This window comes from Novilysobacter selenitireducens (assembly GCF_020026895.1).
Classification (GTDB): Bacteria; Pseudomonadota; Gammaproteobacteria; order Xanthomonadales; family Xanthomonadaceae; genus Lysobacter_C; species Lysobacter_C selenitireducens.
Genome location: NZ_JAINZW010000002.1, coordinates 691852 through 708637, shown reverse-complemented (window position 1 = coordinate 708637; position 16786 = coordinate 691852). Strand labels below are relative to the sequence as shown.

15 protein-coding genes are annotated in these 16786 nt (G+C 68.0%); 7 read left to right on the top strand and 8 right to left on the bottom strand.

What is annotated here, in order from left to right; all coding sequences use genetic code 11:
- Positions 1 to 48 precede the first annotated feature (48 nt).
- From K6753_RS07005 to K6753_RS06995, 3 genes are all read left to right on the top strand, one after another.
- On the top strand, positions 49 to 2100 hold the full coding sequence (locus K6753_RS07005) for an amidohydrolase family protein (protein ID WP_223675638.1): 2052 nt from the start codon (positions 49 to 51) through the stop codon (positions 2098 to 2100).
- A gap of 174 nt (positions 2101 to 2274) precedes the next feature.
- Positions 2275 to 2757: a glutathione peroxidase gene (locus tag K6753_RS07000; protein WP_223675637.1), complete on the top strand. Its 483-nt coding sequence runs from the start codon at positions 2275 to 2277 to the stop codon at positions 2755 to 2757.
- Positions 2754 to 3152: a DUF2067 domain-containing protein gene (locus K6753_RS06995; RefSeq protein ID WP_223675635.1), complete on the top strand. Its 399-nt coding sequence runs from the start codon at positions 2754 to 2756 to the stop codon at positions 3150 to 3152. The genes K6753_RS07000 and K6753_RS06995 overlap by 4 nt, the downstream gene beginning before the upstream one ends.
- Before the next feature lie 4 nt (positions 3153 to 3156).
- Here the strand turns inward: K6753_RS06995 and K6753_RS06990 are convergent, their stop codons facing one another.
- From K6753_RS06990 to K6753_RS06980, 3 genes are all read right to left on the bottom strand, one after another.
- Positions 3157 to 3966: a ferredoxin--NADP reductase gene (locus K6753_RS06990; protein WP_223675634.1), complete on the bottom strand. Its 810-nt coding sequence runs from the start codon at positions 3964 to 3966 to the stop codon at positions 3157 to 3159.
- Positions 3967 to 4168: 202 nt separating this feature from the next.
- Complete coding sequence (locus K6753_RS06985; RefSeq protein WP_223675633.1) at positions 4169 to 5377, bottom strand: App1 family protein phosphatidate phosphatase; 1209 nt, start codon at positions 5375 to 5377, stop codon at positions 4169 to 4171.
- Positions 5374 to 7053, bottom strand: a complete 1680-nt coding sequence (locus tag K6753_RS06980) for an ABC1 kinase family protein (RefSeq protein WP_223675632.1) — start codon at positions 7051 to 7053, stop codon at positions 5374 to 5376. Before K6753_RS06980 ends, K6753_RS06985 begins: the two co-directional genes overlap by 4 nt.
- Positions 7054 to 7156: 103 nt before the next feature.
- Between K6753_RS06980 and K6753_RS06975 the strand changes: the two genes are divergently transcribed.
- The gene (locus K6753_RS06975; RefSeq protein WP_223675631.1) at positions 7157 to 7702 is read left to right on the top strand and encodes a DUF488 domain-containing protein; all 546 of its coding nucleotides are present in this window, start codon (positions 7157 to 7159) and stop codon (positions 7700 to 7702) included.
- Positions 7703 to 7738: 36 nt separating this feature from the next.
- On the opposite strand, the gene K6753_RS06970 is transcribed toward K6753_RS06975, so the two are convergent.
- Positions 7739 to 9613, bottom strand: coding sequence for an ABC transporter ATP-binding protein (locus tag K6753_RS06970; protein ID WP_223675630.1), 1875 nt, complete (start codon positions 9611 to 9613; stop codon positions 7739 to 7741).
- A gap of 603 nt (positions 9614 to 10216) precedes the next feature.
- On the opposite strand from K6753_RS06970, the gene K6753_RS06965 reads away from it, so the two are divergent.
- Together K6753_RS06965 and K6753_RS06960 are read left to right on the top strand one after the other, a co-directional pair.
- Positions 10217 to 10399, top strand: a complete 183-nt coding sequence (locus K6753_RS06965; protein ID WP_223675629.1) for a hypothetical protein — start codon at positions 10217 to 10219, stop codon at positions 10397 to 10399.
- A 121-nt stretch (positions 10400 to 10520) separates the two neighbouring features.
- Positions 10521 to 12035, top strand: coding sequence for a fumarate hydratase (locus tag K6753_RS06960; RefSeq protein WP_223675727.1), 1515 nt, complete (start codon positions 10521 to 10523; stop codon positions 12033 to 12035).
- A gap of 175 nt (positions 12036 to 12210) precedes the next feature.
- Here K6753_RS06960 and K6753_RS06955 read toward each other — a convergent pair whose 3' ends face one another.
- The 4 genes from K6753_RS06955 to K6753_RS06940 all read right to left on the bottom strand — a co-directional run bounded on the left by K6753_RS06955 (position 12211) and on the right by K6753_RS06940 (position 16272).
- Positions 12211 to 13170: a patatin-like phospholipase family protein gene (locus K6753_RS06955; protein ID WP_223675627.1), complete on the bottom strand. Its 960-nt coding sequence runs from the start codon at positions 13168 to 13170 to the stop codon at positions 12211 to 12213.
- 108 nt (positions 13171 to 13278) lie between these two features.
- Positions 13279 to 14427 carry a phospholipase A gene (locus K6753_RS06950; RefSeq protein WP_223675626.1) on the bottom strand — a complete coding sequence of 383 codons (1149 nt, stop codon included), beginning with the start codon at positions 14425 to 14427 and terminating at the stop codon, positions 13279 to 13281.
- Positions 14427 to 15692, bottom strand: coding sequence for a phospholipase D-like domain-containing protein (locus tag K6753_RS06945; protein ID WP_223675624.1), 1266 nt, complete (start codon positions 15690 to 15692; stop codon positions 14427 to 14429). The genes K6753_RS06950 and K6753_RS06945 overlap by 1 nt, the downstream gene beginning before the upstream one ends.
- Positions 15693 to 15786: 94 nt before the next feature.
- A complete protein-coding gene (locus tag K6753_RS06940; RefSeq protein ID WP_223675623.1) occupies positions 15787 to 16272 on the bottom strand; it encodes a DUF456 domain-containing protein in 486 nt (161 codons plus the stop codon).
- Between the two features lie 234 nt (positions 16273 to 16506).
- Between K6753_RS06940 and K6753_RS06935 the strand changes: the two genes are divergently transcribed.
- Positions 16507 to 16716 (top strand): cold-shock protein, encoded by a 210-nt coding sequence (locus K6753_RS06935; RefSeq protein ID WP_223675621.1) that lies wholly within the window; start codon positions 16507 to 16509, stop codon positions 16714 to 16716.
- Positions 16717 to 16786 lie beyond the last annotated feature (70 nt).

The window sequence follows — 16786 nt, the reverse complement described above, 5'->3', positions numbered from 1 at the left end:
GCGGTCGCCGGGTGCACCTGCACCCGCATCCAACGCCAGGGGACTGCCATGAAGCCGTCAAAGCAGGTGTGGTCGAGCGTCGCGTTCGGGATCGTGCTGGGACTGATGGCCACCACGGCGCTGGCCGAGGAAACCCTGCGCTATGTCGCGCTGGTGGACGGCGGCAAGCAGGCCGGCCACCAGACCGTCACCCGGGGCGACGACGGCGAAACCCGGGTGGAGTTCATCTTCAAGGACAACGGTCGCGGCCCTGAGCTGAGCGAGCGCTACACGCTGGCCGAGGACGGCACCTTCCTCACCTACCAGGTCGAGGGCGAATCGACCTTCGGCGCGCCGGTCGCCGAGTCGTTCAGCCGCGACGGCAATACCGCACGCTGGAAGTCGACCTCCGACGAAGGCCAGGCGGAGCTGGACGGCACCGCGATGTACACGCCACTGGGCGGCACGCCGCAGGCGTTCGCCGTCGCGATATCTGCGCTGGCCGCTCGCGAGGACGGGCGGCTGCCGCTGATCCCCGGCGGCACGCTGACCATGCGCAAGGTGGCCGACGCGCGCGTGGGCGAGGGCGGGCGCGCCCGCGACGTGCAGCTGGTCGTACTGACAGGCGTCGGGCTGACCCCGACGTTCGCTTGGACGACCACCGGCGCGTCGCCCCGGCTGTTCGCCTTCATCTACCCCGGTTTCCTGCAACTGGTCGAAGAGGGCTACGAGGCCGATGCGGCTGCACTGGAGACCCGCCAGAAGGCGGCGGAAGCCGAAGCACTGGTCGCGTTGCAGCAGCGGCTGGGGCATCGCATCAAGGGCACTACGCTGATCCGCAACGCGCGCGTGTTCGACAGCGAGGCCGGCACGGTCGGTCCGGCCAGCGACGTGCTGGTGCGCGACGGGCGGATCGTGTCGATGGCCGGCGGCGGCAGCGAGCAGGCGGTGGCCGATCAGGTCATCGACGCCGCGGGCCGCACGCTGCTGCCGGGCCTGTTCGACAGCCACGCACACATCGACCGATGGGGCGGCGGGCTGCACCTGGCCGCGGGCGTCACCACCGTGCGCGACATGGGCAACGACAACGCCACGCTGCAGCAGCTGATCGCCGACGAAAAGGCAGGCACGCTCATGTCGCCGCGCGTCGTGGCGGCCGGTTTCATCGAGGGCGAGAGCGAGTTTTCCGCGCGCAATGGCTTCGTCGTCAAGACGCTGGACGAGGCGAAGGAGGCCGTGGACTGGTATGCCGCGAACGGCTACCCGCAGGTCAAGATCTACAACTCGTTCCCGAAGGACCTGTTGCGCGACACGGCCGCCTACGCCCATGAAAAGGGGTTGCGCGTCAGCGGCCACGTGCCGGCGTTCATGCGGGCCAGCGAGGTCGTCGAGCAGGGCTATGACGAAATCCAGCACATCAACCAGCTGCTGCTGAACTTCTTCGTCGACGACACCACCGACACCCGCACGCTGACGCGGTTCTACCTGGTGGCCGACAAGACCGCGGGCCTCGATTTCGACAGCCAGCCAGTGCGGGATTTCATCGACCAGCTGGCGCGCGAGGAGGTGGTGGTCGACCCGACGCTGGCCACGTTCGACTTCATCCGCCACCGCGCGGGCGACATGTCGCAGGCGTTCGCGGCAGTCGCCGACCACCTGCCGCCGGACCTGCAGCGCAACCTGCGCGTGGCGCAGATGAAGATCCCGGACGACGCGACGGCGGCAACGTACGAGAAGAGCTACGAGAAGCTGGTGGCGTTCGTCGGGCTGATGCACGAGGCCGGCATCCCGATCGTGGCCGGCACCGACGAAATGCCGGGCTTCACCCTGCAGCGCGAGCTGGAGCTTTACGTGCAGGCCGGCCTCACCCCGGGCGAGTCGCTGCAGACGGCCACGTGGAACGCGGCCAAGGTCGCCGGCGTACTGGAGGACCGCGGCACCATTGCGCCGGGCAAGCGGGCCGACCTGATCCTGGTCGACGGCGACCCGACGGCCGACATCGCGGCCATCCGACAGGTGGCGATGGTCTTGAAGGGCGACACGGTGTACTACCCCAGCGAGATCCACCAGGCGCTGGGCATCAAGCCGTTCGCCGAGCCGGTGAAGCTGCAGGCGCGGTAGGGGCTTTGTAGGAGCGGCTTCAGCCGCGAACCTTCGCTGCAGGAGCGACGCAGGTCGCGAGCGGGGTCTCGGCGCCGGAATGATCGCGGCCCACGTCGCTCCTGCGCCGGCTTCCACCTTCTTCGCCGCTGAAGCCGCTCCTACACTGTTGAAACACGACACGGAGGTTCCACCATGCCCACCGCCTACGACTTCACCGCCACCGACATCGACGGCTCGACACGCCCGCTGGACCAGTTCCGCGGCAAGGTCCTGCTCATCGTCAATGTCGCGTCCCAGTGCGGGTTCACGCCCCAGTACGCGGGGCTGGAAAAGCTCGCCCGCGAGTACGGATCGCGCGGCCTGGTGGTGCTGGGTTTTCCTTGTGACCAGTTCGGCCACCAGGAGCCGGGCGACGAGGCGGAGATCAAGGATTTCTGCTCGCTGCGTTATGACGTGACGTTCCCGATGTTCTCCAAGGTCGATGTCAACGGCAGCGACGCCCATCCGCTGTGGACCTGGCTGAAGGACGAGAAGGGCGGGTTCCTGGGGATCGACGCGATCAAGTGGAACTTCACCAAGTTCCTGGTCGGCCGCGACGGCCACGTGATCAAGCGCTATGCGCCTACCGAAACCCCGGCGTCGCTGGCGGGCGACATCGAGGCGGCGCTCGCGTGACGCCGGTGGCCGAGCGCAACCGCTACCGCATGCGGTTCACGCTGGAGGGGCGCCACCTGCACGTGCGGGTCGTGGGGCACAAGGACGACCTTGAGACGACGATCGCGTGCTGGAAGGAAATCGCCGCCGAAGTGCGCCGCACCGGTGCGGTCACGCTGTTGGTGGAGGACGACATGGACGGCCCGCCGGTGCCGCCCGAAGTGCTGCCCGACTTCCTGCAGGCGCTGGACGGGCAAGGGCTGGATCATGTGCGCATCGCCTACGTGGAGGCGATCCCCGAGCGCCTGCCGAAGGTGGAACTGGCAGAGATCCTGGCGCGCGAGCGCGGCTTCACGGTGCGCGTGTTCGCCAACCGCATGGACGCGGCCGTGTGGCTGCGCCACGGCGAGCGTTGAGCGCCTACTTCTCTACGAACGCCCGCTCGAACACGTATTGCCCCGGCGTGCCGATGCGCGGAGCGGCGGTGAAGCCGCGGCCGTCCAGCAACGCACGGAAGTCGGCCAGCATCTGCGGGCTGCCGCAGATCATGGCGCGGTCATGCTCCGGGTCCAGTGCTTCGAGGCCCAGCTGCTGCATCATCCGGCCGGTCGCCATCAGGTCGGTCATGCGGCCGCGGTGGTCGTGGCCGCGGTGCTCGAACGGCTCGCGGGTCACCGCCGGGTAGTAGTGCAGCCTGTCGGCGATCGTCTCGCCCAGGAATTCATGGCGCGGCAGTTCGTTCTCGATGTAGTCGCGGTAGGCCAGGTCCTGCGCGTGGCGCACGCCGTGGCAGAGGATCACGCGCTCGAAGCGCTCGTAGGTCTCGGGATCCTTGACGATCGAGAGCCACGGTGCAAAGCCGGTGCCGGTGCCCAGCAGGTACAGGTTGCGGCCCGGGTGCAGGTCGTGGATCAGCAGGGTGCCGGTCGGCTTGCGGCCGATCAGGATGCTGTCGCCGGGCTTGATGTCCTTCAGCCGCGAGGTGAGCGGGCCGTCGGGCACCTTGATGCTGAAGAACTCCAGCTGCTCTTCCCAGTTGGCGCTGGCGATGGAATACGCGCGCAGCAGCGGCCGAGTGCCGCCGCCCGGTTGCTCGACCGGCAGGCCGATCATCACGAACTGGCCGTTGTCGAAACGGAAGCCGTCGTCGCGGGTGGTGGTGAAGCTGAAGTAGTCGTCCGTCCAATGGCGGACGTCCAGCACGGTTTCGGTGCCGAAGGCTGCGGACATGCGTCGGGTGGGGGCGATGCGTGGGGCCGGGCATTCTAAACGACGCGGCCGAGGCGCCCTTCGCGGGCGTTCAAAGCCGGCAGCGTCCACTCCCTCCCCTGCATGCAGGGGAGGGCTGGGGAGGGGTGCACTTCAAACACCGTGGTCGATGCAGGCGGATTCCGGGGGGCATGTGCCATGCGGACGCCCGAAAAACGCCTGCTCAGGCGGCGCCCGACGCCCCTGGGACCGCCCCGTCCGCAGCCGCCTCGCCCAGCGTCGGCCGCTGCCGGTCGCGGTCCACCTCGCGGCCGATGCCGCCCAGGTCGGCCGATTTGATCAGCCCCAGCTGCGCGGCGTGTTCGGCGATCGCGCGGCTGTCGCGGGCACGCAGCATCGGCACGGAGGTACCCGCGACGCTTTCGATGTGCCGGTCCACGCCGGTATCCAAGGGGCTGTCCACGCCGGGGTCGACGTCGCGGATGTAGATCGCCGCGATCCTGTCGGGGAAGGCGCGGGCCGCTTCGGCATAGAGTTCGGCGTCGGCCTGTCCCGAGTCGCCCAGCAGCACCCACTTCATCTCCGGGAATCGCTCAATCAGCGCGATGGCTTTCTCCAGCTTGTGGCCGTGGCCCTCGCCCTTGATGAACTGCCCCGGCTCAAGGCCCAGGTCGCGCAGGAAGATCGGCCCACACGGGATGGCGTTGAGCTCCATGAAGTCCTCCAGCAGGTCGTAGAGGTTCCACGGGGAGCTGGACACGTAGAAGACCGGGTGGCGGCCCGTGCCATCGGCGCCACGCTGCAGCGCCGTGTAGAGCGCAGCTACGCCATCGAGCGGTTTGCGGGTGCGCGCGTTGTGCAGGAAGGTGAGCTGCGCGGCGGTCTTCCAGTCGACGATGGAGCTGTGCAGCACGGTGTCGTCGATGTCGGAAATGATGCCGAAGCCCGCGTGGGGTGAGACCTGCAGTACCGGCTGCGGCGTGGCGAGCGTGCCGTCGGCCAGCGACACCATCGCGTTGTCCCAGGCGCAGTCGCTGGGCGTCACGTGGGTGTCGAAGGATGCGCGGTAGTAGCCCTCGTGGTCGCTGCGCACGTCCAGCTCGACGTCGCGGAAGCGCAGCTTCAGCGCCTCATCGGGCACTTCGTCGCTGGCGAACCGCCGGTAGGTGTCGAGCAGGTTGTCCCACCACGGGTCGGCTTCCTTGGGGCCGGTTTCGGGCGCGTCGTTGAGGACCCGGCCGATCAGCTCCACGCCGCGTGCATCGGCGAACCCGCGGTAGGCCGCGATATGGCGTGGCTTGCCCAAGCCGAACCGCTCGCTGAAACGGCGCTTGGCGGCATCGAGGTGCTCGTCCAGGTCGATCGCCGCCTCCTGCAGTTGCTGGCGGGCGACGTCCTGGAAACCGGTTGGGGCGGGTACCTGTCCGCTCATCGCGGCCCGCGCTCCTCGCGCGGCTTGGCGCGGCGGTCGCCCAGCAGGGCGCTGACCACGATCGCGATGCCAAGCCCCGCGCCGGTCAGGAACAGCAACAGCGCGATGGCCGGATAGCCGACCAGCCTGGGTCCGCCCTCGTGGTCCATCATCATCGCCGAGGCGAGGATCAGCGCGGCCGTCACCACGCCGGCGCTGATCCGGTTGGCGATCTTGTGCAGGCTCTCCAGCAGGTGCGATTCCTCGAGCCCGGTGACGCGCACCTGCATTCGGTTGTCGGCCAGCAGCGACAGCACGTCGGATACCTTGCGCGGCGCTTCGCGCACCAGCTCCTGCACCTCCATCAACTCACTGGCGAGGTTGGCCGGCGACAGCGACTTGCGCAGCCGCTGGCGCATGACATGGTCCAGGTGCTCCTCGACCACGCGCTTCATGTCCATTTCCGGGTCCAGGGCGTGGGCCACGGACTCCAGGTTCAGCAGCGTCTTGCCCAGCAGGCTCATCTCCGGCGGCGTGCGCAGCCCGCACGCGGTCGCCAGCCGCACCAGCTCCAGCATCAGGCGGCCTTCCGACTGGGCCTGCGCGCCGGATCGGGCGGCATAGCGCGAGACCATCTGGCCGACGTCGCGGTAGTAGCGCTCCTCGTCGAAGTCCTCCAGGCGCGTACCCATGTCGACCGCTTCGGTCGCGACCTGTTCGCCGCGGCCATCCACGGCGGCGAACAGCAGCTTGAGCAGGCGCTCGCGTTGCTTGGGTGGGACGTGGGCCACCATGCCCAGGTCCAACAGCGCCAGCCGGCCGTCGTCGGTGACCAGCAGGTTGCCCGGATGCGGGTCGGCGTGGATCTCGCCGTGGACGAACACCTGGTCCAGGTAGCCGCGCATCAGCGCGGTCGCCAGCGGCCCGAGGTCGCGCTCGGTGCGCTGCAGGCCGGTGATGTCGGTGGCCTTGGTCCCGGTGACCAGCTCCATGGTCAGCACGCGCGGGCGCGTGAGGTCCCACACCGGCGTGGGCACGAACAGCTCCGGGTAACCGGCGAAATGCGCGTTGAACCGGTCCAGGTTCTCGGCCTCGGTGCGGTAGTCCAGCTCGGCCAGCAGCGTCTTGCGGAACTCGTGCACCCAGTCGGCAAAGCGCATGCGCCTGCCGAGGTCGGTCATGCCGTCCACACGGCTCGCGAGCGTCGCCAGGGTTTCCAGGTCATCGCGGATCGTGTCGACGATCCCGGGGCGTTGCACCTTCACCGCGACCATCCGGCCGTCGCGCAGGGTGGCCCGGTGCACCTGGGCCAGCGACGCGCTGCCCAGCGGCACTTCGTCGAACTGGTCGAACACCTTGTTGAGCCGCGTGCCCAGCGCGTCCTCGACCGCTTCGCGCACCTCGTCGAACGGGATCGGCTCGCAGTCGTCCTGCATGCGCTCCAGCGCCAGCAGGTAGGGCGGGGGGACCATGTCCGGACGCGTGGACAGCGCTTGGCCGATCTTGATGAAGGTAGGGCCCAGGGCCTCCAGGTCGTCGACGAAGGCCTCGGGCTGGCCCTCGGTGGCGTCATCTTCAACCGCCTCCATCGACGCGGCATCCAGATCCAACCCGGTGAACACACCGGCACTGCGATATTTGACAAGGAAGCGCAGGATCTGCGCGCTGCGGGCGAGCCCGCGGGTGGTGTCGGTCATGGGGGTGGCTCCGTGGTTGGCGGCAGCCTACGGGGAGCGGCGTCAACGCCGTTTCATGTGGGCCCGGCCCCGCGGGCGGGACCTCGACTAAGGAGGTGAAACGATGGCAACGCTGTGGACGGTGGGGCATTCCAACCGGAGCTGGGACGAGTTCCTCGACATCCTGCGCAGCGCCGGGATCGAGGCGGTGGTGGATGTCCGGCGATTCGCGGGGTCGCGGCGCCACCCGCATTTCAGCGGGCAGGTGATGGCCGAAGAACTGCCGCGGGCGGATATCCGATACGTACCCATGCCTGACCTGGGCGGGCGCCGGCAGGCGTCGCCGGACTCGCCCAACGACGCCTGGCGCAACGCAAGCTTCCGTGGCTACGCCGACTACATGGCCACGCCGCCGTTCCGGCAGGCCAGGGAGCGGCTGGCAGCGCTCGCGCAGGAACGCCGCACGACAGTGATGTGCGCCGAAGCGTTGTGGTGGCAGTGCCACCGCGGGTTGATCGCCGACGCCTTCAAGGCCGACGGCTGGGAGGTAGTCCACCTCATGGGCGCCGGCCGCACCGACGAACACCCCTACACGAGCGCTGCGCGCCTGGAGGAAGGGCGCCTGGTGTACTCGGCACCTCCGGCGCCCCAGGCCGGGTTGTTCGATTGAGCGGGCGCGGCCAGCCCGCGCCCCTTGCGCCCGGCATCAGCGATAGCCGGCCGCCTGCAGCTCGAACAGTTCGGCATAGCGCCCGCCGGCGGCCATCAGCTCCTCATGGGTGCCGCTGGCTTCCAGCCGGCCTTCGGCCAGTACCAGGATGCGGTCGGCCATGCGCACGCTGGAGAAGCGGTGCGAGATCAGCACGGCGGTGCGCTGGTCCGACAGCTCCTTGAAGCGCTGGAACACCTCGAACTCGCTGCGCGCGTCCAGCGCCGCGGTGGGTTCGTCCAGGATCATCACCTGCGCGTCGCGCATGTAGGCGCGGGCGATCGCGATCTTCTGCCACTGCCCGCCCGACAGGTCCACGCCGGTCTTGAAGCGGCGCCCGATCAGCTGGTCGTAGCCCATCGGCAGGCCCGCCACCACCTCGTCGGCCATCGCCCTACGCGCGGCCTCGCGGATGCGGGCGGTGTCGTCCATGGCATCGATCTGGCCGACGCCGATGTTTTCGCCCGCCGTCAGGTGGTAGCGCACGAAGTCCTGGAAGATCACGCCGATGTTGGCGCGCAGGTCGTCCAGGTCGTACTCGCGCAGGTCGCGGCCGTCCAGCAGGATGCGGCCCTCGTCGGGGTCGTACAGCCGCGCCAGCAGTTTCACCAGCGTGGTCTTGCCCGCACCGTTCTCACCGACCAGCGCCAGCACCTCGCCGGCGCGCAGCTCGAACTCCAGCCCGCGCAGCGCCCACTTCTCGGCATCGGGGTAGCGGAAACCGACGTTCTCGAACGCAAAGCCGCGCGCGATCGGCCGCGGCACGGCAAGGGCGTGTTCCGGCGTGGCGATCTCCGGTTCGATTTCGAAGAACGAGAACAGGTCCTCCAGGTACAGCGCCTGGCCGGCCACCTGCGAGAAACCGACCAGCAGCCCCTCCAGCAACTGGCGCAGGCGCCGGAAGCTGCCGGCCAGGAACGTCAGGTCGCCGATGGTGAAGTCGCCACGCACGGTGCGCCAGGCGATGTAGCCGTAGGCGACGTAGTAGCCGGCCGTGCCCAGCGCCGCCAGAGCGGTGCCCCAGAAGGCGCGGCGCCGGGCCAGGTCGCGGTTGGCGCGGAAGAAGCCGTCGGCCAGCTCGCGGTAGCGCGCGATCAGGAACGTGTGGAGGTTGAAGATCTTCACCTCCTTGGCGGTCTCGACGCTGGCGCCCATCTGGCGCACGTATTCGAGCTGGCGCCGCTCGGGCGTCCACGCGAAGTTGAGCGAGTAGCCCAGCGCATTGAAGTGCGCCTCGCCGACGAAGGCCGGGATCAGCGCGACGGCGAGCAGGACGATCAGCCACGGCGCGTACACCAGCAGGCCGATGGCGAAGCTCACCACGGTGATGCTGTCCTGCACCTGCCCGAACAGCATGCTCATCAGGTTCATCCGCCCCATCGTCTGGCGACGGGCACGGTCGAGCTTGTCCTGCAGGTCCGGGTCTTCGAAGTCCTCCAGGTCCAGCGTGGCCGCATGCTCCATCAGGCGGATGCTGGTGGCGTTGGTGAACAGCTCCGACAGCAGGCCGTCGCTATAGCTGACCAACCGGCCCAGCAGGTCGGACACGATCGCCAGGCCGAACTCGATCGCCAGCAGCCACAGCAGGGTGTCGAGTACGCCGCTGGCCCATGCCGCACTGAGTGTGTCGAAAGCGAGATCGGCGGCCACCAGGCGCACGGCCTCGTCGATGATCAACTTGCCGACGTACAGCATCACCACGGGCAACAGCGCCCGGATGACGCGCAGGCCGAGGCTCATCAGTGTCAGCGTCGGGCTGGTGGCCCAGATCTGCTTCAGGAACGGCCGCAGGTTGCGCAGCGCATCGAAGCGTTCGCGCAGGCTCGGCTTGGCTTGGGGCGAGCCTTGCGGCGCACGTGGGGAAGGGGGCATGACGCGATTCTGCCCAGTCAACTTGATGAATGCATGAAAGCCAATGTTTTCGTGCCTTTCAGCTAACGGGCACGTAACCGCACCGGTGGTTATCTAGCGTGGCTAACGCTCCACCCGCCGGTACGCCGGCATTCCCCAGGAGAGCGAAAGTGAAAGAACGTCAGAACCAGGACAACCCGCGTCAGGCCCCGGGCCAGAACCAACCCGGTCAAGGGCAGCACGCACAGGACCAGAAGACCAGCGGCCAGCAGCAGACCCGGAGTCAGGGCCAGCAGAGCCCGCAGGGGCAGGCCAAGCAGAGCCCGGGGCAGGATCGCGACCGGTAAACCCACGTCTCACATGCGGAAATGAAACGGAGTCATGCGCCCCGGCGGACAGCCGGGGCGTCTCGTGTCGGACCGGCATGCCGATGCCGCGTCCACCACAGGGAGTGGCAATCGCCGTGGCGCGCGGAATCGATACGTTCCCGGTGCGCGGAGACGCCGTTGCCGAACAACGATTTTTGATCGCGCGCAGTTGGCCGGCCGGGTGTCATCGAGGCGTAACGCCCCGGTCAATGAGGTCGGCTAGAAAGGTGCTCATCCCCCTTGTTGGAGACGGTCCATGGAGCAGTGGCTTCCGACGCGTACCGACCCGCCATGCCACCTTCCGGTTGCAAGGGCACCGGAGCTGCCCAGCGCAGGTGGGGCTGCGCTGCCGCCCGAATCCCTGTGGCGGTTGCTGCAGCAGGCCCCGCACCTGGTGCCGCGCACACCACGGCCGCAGGTACGCGAACTCGACGAGTAGCGTCCGGCGGCGGGTAGCACCGGGGTCCCCGCACGGGACGCCCGGTAGACTATGCGGCCCCACCGCCAGCCTGTTGCCCGCCGTGAGCCCAGCCGCACCTCGCACGACCCCCGCCCAGCCGATCCGCCAGGACGACTTCATCCAGTCCGTGGCCGATGCGCTGCAGTACATCAGCTACTACCACCCGGTGGACTACATCCGGAACCTGGCGGCGGCCTACGAGCGCGAGGAGTCGCCAGCGGCGAAGGACGCGATCGCGCAGATCCTGATCAACTCGCGCATGTGCGCCGAGGGCCACCGTCCGATCTGCCAGGACACCGGCATCGTCACGGTGTTCCTCGAGATCGGCATGGACGTGCGCTGGGCCGACGCGACCATGGGCGTGGAGGACATGGTCAACGAGGGCGTGCGCCGCGCCTACAACCACCCCGACAACAAGCTGCGCGCCAGCGTGCTGGCCGACCCCGCCGGCAAGCGCGCGAATACGAAGGACAACACGCCGGCCGTGGTCAACATGAAGGTCGTGCCCGGCGACACGGTCGACGTCATCGTTGCGGCCAAGGGCGGCGGCAGCGAGGCCAAGAGCAAGTTCGCGATGCTCAACCCGTCCGACTCGATCGTCGACTGGGTGCTCAAGACCGTGCCGACGATGGGCGCAGGCTGGTGTCCGCCGGGCATGCTCGGCATCGGCATCGGCGGCACCGCCGAGAAGGCGATGCTGCTGGCGAAAGAGTCGCTGATGGAGCCGATCGACATCACCGACCTGCAGGCCCGCGGCCCGTCCAACCGCGCCGAGGAGCTGCGGCTGGAGCTGTACGAGAAGGTCAACGCGCTCGGGATCGGCGCACAGGGGCTGGGCGGCCTGACCACTGTGCTCGACATCAAGGTCAAGGATTACCCGACCCACGCCGCCAACCTGCCGGTGGCGATGATCCCCAACTGCGCGGCCACCCGGCACGCGCACTTCACGCTGGACGGCAGCGGCCCGGTCACGCTGGAGCCACCGTCGCTGGCGGATTGGCCCGAGCTGACCTACGACGCCAGCAAGGGCCGCCGCGTCGACCTGGACACCGTGACGCGCGAGGACGTGGCGTCGTGGAAGCCGGGCGAGGTGCTGCTGCTCAATGGCAAGCTGCTGACCGGCCGCGATGCCGCGCACAAGCGCATCGTCGGCATGCTGGATGCGGGCGAGCCGCTGCCGGTCGACCTGCGCGGACGCTTCATCTACTACGTCGGCCCGGTCGACCCGGTGCGCGACGAGGTCGTCGGTCCCGCGGGCCCGACGACGGCCACGCGCATGGACAAGTTCACCGAGCAGGTGCTCGACCAGACCGGCCTGCTGGGCATGGTCGGCAAGGCCGAACGCGGCCCAATCGCGCTCGAAGCCATCCGCAAGCATCGCTCGGCGTACCTGATGGCGGTGGGCGGCGCGGCGTACCTCGTGTCCAAGGCGATCAAGGCCGCCCGCGTGGTGGCGTTCGAGGACCTGGGCATGGAGGCGATCTACGAGTTCACCGTGCAGGACATGCCGGTCACCGTGGCCGTCGACAGCCACGGCGAGTCCGTGCACAAGACCGGGCCGCGCGAATGGCAGGCGCGCATCGGCAAGATCCCGGTGGTGGTCGAGCCGGCCTGATCGCCGGCTCTGCCTGAGACGCTTGCGCCCTTGTAGGAGCGGCTTCAGCCGCGATGCCTTTCTGTAGGAGCGACGTAAGTCGCGACCGCGCAATCCTCCGCCCCTTCGCGGTCCCACTTACGTTGGTCCTGCATTCGGGGCGGCGCGCGGCGGGTGTTTGCGGGTGAAGCCGCTCCTACAGCCGGGCGACGAGTTCCTTCAGCCGCTTCCGGGTCCCGGCCGCCTGCAGGTAGTCCGTCGCCAACTTCTCCAGCGCGAACACGTTGGTCGAGCTGGTGTCGTCCAGGTCGTCCATGCCGACTACCAGGTCGGTCTGCATGCGGAAGTAGCCGTCGCCGACCAGGTGCCGGGCGATGTAGTCGACCGAATCGGTGTTGCCGTCGAACAGCACGTCGATGATAGGGATGGCCCACTCCAGCGCGCCCCATTCGCGCGCGGACTTCAGGTCGATGGGGCGGTTGCGCTCTCCGGTGCCCACCGACAACACGGTCAGGTCGTGGCTGTTGTCCACGCGCGCGTCCTTGCGCATGGCTTCGGCGATCGCGCAGGCGGTCGGGTTGTTGGCCACCACGCCGCCGTCGATCAGCGCGCAGCGGTAACCCTCCACCGTCATCGGGTGCGCGGGGAAGTAGGTGGGCGCGGCGGCCGAGGCCCGGCACACCTCCCAGATGGGCAGGGCCTTGTGCTGGGCCTTGAAGCTCTTGAACACCACCGGCGTGCGGGTGACCGTGTCGTAGGCGGTGACCAGCGTCGGCACCTTGAGCTGCCCGAGCGTCGTCTTGCCGAACACTTTCTTGAGCACCTTCTCCAGCCCGGCACCGTCGTAGCGGGGTGCGGACGGACCCTGCGTGAAAAGCCGGCCCGCGCGCGACCACAGTCGACTGGCCAAGCCCGGGAAGATGGTGTGCCGCTCATCGCGATACAGGTCGGCCAGCTGCGCCGACGACAGGCCGATGCCCAGGCCGCAGGCGACCAGCGCACCGGTGGAACTGCCGGCCAGCAGGTCGAAATGCTTCAGCAATCCGCCGGGCTTGCCCGCATGCGCCAGCGAATCCTCCACGCCACCCAGCCACAGGCTGGTGACCAGTCCGCGGATGCCACCGCCGTCCAGCGACAGGATGCGTTGCATCTTCATGCGCGAGTCCTCCGATGCCCGGGGCGACCAGAGTACGGCTATCGGGTTGCAGGGAGCGAGACGCCACGGATGGGGCGTCTCCCCCAATCGGCCGGGTCGGCGGGGTCCCTAGAACCACTCCATCAGCGAGATGCCCAGCCCGACATAGGTCGCCCGGTGGTTGTAGTCGATCAGGCTCTCGCCATAGCCGTCGAACACCTGCACGTGGCCGCGCAGGGTGCGGTTGATGGGGAAGCCCCAGTCGAACTGCAGTGCCCCGCGCGAGTCCTCGCCGCCGCGCAGCGTATGCCGCGCCATCAGTGCCAGCTCATGGCCGCCGCGCGTGTGCACCAGCGTCAGGTCGCCGCGGCCCATGTAGTCCTCGATATCCGGGTTGTCGTCGTCGCTGCCATCGGGCACGCGCCACCACGGGCGCAACGTCAGCGCCCAGTTGTCGCGGTCCAGGGCGACGGTGCCGATCACCCGGTTCCAGCTGCGCGAGAACGGGTCGGAACGGCCGTTGGACTGGTGGTTGATGCCGATCGACGCCATGCGCCCGTGCCAGCCGCCCAGCCGGTAGCCGTTGCGGAAGACCAGCAGGATCTCGGGCTCGTAGTTGGTCTCCCGGAAAGGACGCGAGTTGTCCCCGTTGTAGACCTGCCAGCGGGAGCTCTGGGTATAGGCCATCCAGACGTCGCCGTTGTCGCCGAACAGGTTCTCCAGCGCCTTGGTCTTGAAGCTGATCTGGAACTTGGTCTCGACATCGTCCAGCGCCAACGGCTCGGTGACGGTGTTGTCGGGGTTGGGCGATTGCGGGGTCGTGTTGACGTTGGTCGTGAAGAACGCCGGCAGCAGGTACACCGGCTTGTAGGCGCGGAAGTTGAACACGCCCAGCTTGGAGTCGCGTGCCAGCTCCCAGCGGCTGTCGAGCAGGCTGCCCTTGCCGGCGTTGGCGATGCGGGCTTCCAGCGCCTCCGGTCCGTCCTCGGCCTGGAACAGCTCGCCGATCGCTTCGCGTGCCCGCTCAGCCGGCGGCAGCGCCTGCCGGCGGAAGCGCTCGTAGGCCTCGATCTCCTGCTTGGCCTGGCGCGCTTGCTCGGCAGCCTCGTCGGCCTGCTCCGCACTGGCCCGGTCCCGGCCGAATACCGCGTCGTAGCACGCCAGCCGCTCGGAGTCGGCCTCCACGGCGCGGCACGCGTCGGCGGCGGACACCGGCGCGTCCTGGGCGAACGCGACCGGCGCGAGCGCGGCCAGGAGCGCTGCGGAAGCGCCGCGCATCACAGCTGCGACTTGATCGGCAGGATGAACTTCTCGGCGAACTTGTCCTTCCATGGGCGTGCCTGCCACAGGTCGTAGGTGTATTCCTTGGTGTGCTTCAGGTCCGACTCGAACACTTCGGTCATGCGGGCGGCGAATTCACGGTCATAGATGTTGAGGCTGGCCTCGTCGTTGAGGCGGAAGGAGCGGATGTCGAAATTGGTCGAGCCCACCGACACCATTTCACCATCGATGATCAGCAACTTCACGTGGATCATCGTGGGCTGGTACTCGTAGACCTCCACACCGGCAAGCAGCAACTCGCCCCATTCGGCCTTCGACGCCAGGCGAACTGTTTCCGAATCGATGTGCTTGCCCGGCAACAGCAACCGGACCCTCACGCCCCGGTGCCGCGCGGCGATGATCGCTTCCATGATCAGGTCATCGGGCACGAAGTAGGACGCGGCCAGGTCGATCGTCTCCTCGGCAGCGGCGAGTGCCAGCAGGTACATCAGGTGCATGCTCTCGCTGCCGCTGGCGGGCGAGGCGATGAACACGTGCGCGGGGCTCTGGCCGACCTCCTCCAGTGGCGGGAAGTAGTCGGGACCGTTGAGGACCTCACCCGTGGTCTTGATCCAGTTGTCGTTGAAGGCCGCCTGCAGCTGGGCCACGGCGGGGCCCTCGATGCGGAAGTGCTCTTCGCGCCAGTGGTCGGGGTCCTCGGCGTTGCCCATCCACTGGTCGGCGATGCCCACGCCACCGGTGAAGCCTACGCGGCCGTCGATGACCAGGATCTTGCGGTGAGTGCGGTTGTTGAGCCGCCCGATGTTGTACCAGTGAAGCGGACGGTAGCGTTCGACCTTGACGCCCGCGTCCTCCATGCCCTTGAGCATGGAGTCCTCCATCTTGACGCTGCCGGCCCAGTCGATGGTCACGTGCACCTTGACGCCGGCGCGTGCGCGCTCGGACAGCGCATCGGCGAACTGTTTGCCGACGTCGCCGGACCAGTAGATGTAGGTCTCGAAGGTGACCGTGCGCTGCGCCGAGCCGATGGCCTGCAGCATCGCGGGGAAGATCTCGGTGCCATTGCGCAGCGGGGTAATGCGGTTACCGGGCAGGATCGCCGGCCCCATCATTACGCCCATTTCCCGCTGGAACTGCGGGTCGCTGACGGCGTAGCGGTGTTCGATCTTCTTTTCCAGCGTCTTCTCGGGTGTCGCGAAATTCATGGCGATCGCCGCCACCAGAATCGTGGCGAGCACGGTGATCACGATCGTCCAGGTCATTTTCTTGCGGCTCCAGTTGCGTGGCATGGCGGTCCCCCTTTGAACGCGCGGAACTCTGGGTCAAGCGCCCGTTAAGCGGTGTGAACGCGCAGCCTCAGACAAACCAAGCCAACGCGAACAGCCCCAGCATCGCGAACGCCAGCCCCAGCTTGAGCACGGTGCCGATGACGATGCCCACCCAAGTGCCCAGGCCCACCTTGGCCGCGGCGTGGATCTGCCGACCGTGGATCAGCTCGCCCACGAGCGCCCCGAGGAACGGGCCGGCGAACAGCCCGATCGGCCCGAAGAACAGGCCCACCAGGGTGCCGACAACCGAGCCCACCAGCGCGAGCCGGCTGGCGCCCACCCGTTTGGCGCCCAGCATCGTGGCCAGGAAGTCCACGACCAGCGACAACACCGTGAGCAGCCCCAGGAGGACGAGCATGGGCACGCCCACTTCCTGGAAGTCTCCCGCCCATGCCGCCAGAGCCATCCCGGCGAATACCAGCGGCAGGCCGGGCAGGGCGGGCAAAACAGTGCCGGCGATACCGGCCAGGATGAGCACGCCCGACAGGACGTAATAAAGCGTTTCAGCCGGCATTTCCTTTCCCCATGAGGCCCGTCGGGCCGTGATTGCATTCTTAAAATACGCCGGGTAATTTTCGAGCGCTGTGTTTGTCAAGGGTCACCGTGGACCGTGGCCCGAAGCGGTAGATCCAGGCTCCGCCTCGTCGTTCGCATCTCGCTTGCTCCTTGCAACCAGCCCCGCAGTCCACCTTACCTGGCCGCCCGGCGGCCTCGCTTCCCAGCCACGTTCCACCAGGAGCACGTCATCATGTCGAACCGTGAAACAGGCACCGTCAAGTGGTTCAACGATGCCAAGGGGTTTGGTTTCATCAGCCGCGAAAATGGCGAGGACGTATTCGTGCATTTCCGCGCGATCCAGTCGCAGGGGTTCAAGAGCCTGCAGGAGGGCCAGAAGGTTTCCTTCACCGTAGTGCAGGGTCAGAAGGGTCTGCAGGCGGACGCGGTCGAGCCGTTGTAAGCCGCCAGAATGCGTTCCGTGATTCAGCGGATGCCGTTGATCCCCAAAAAAAGCCCGGCCATTGGCCGGG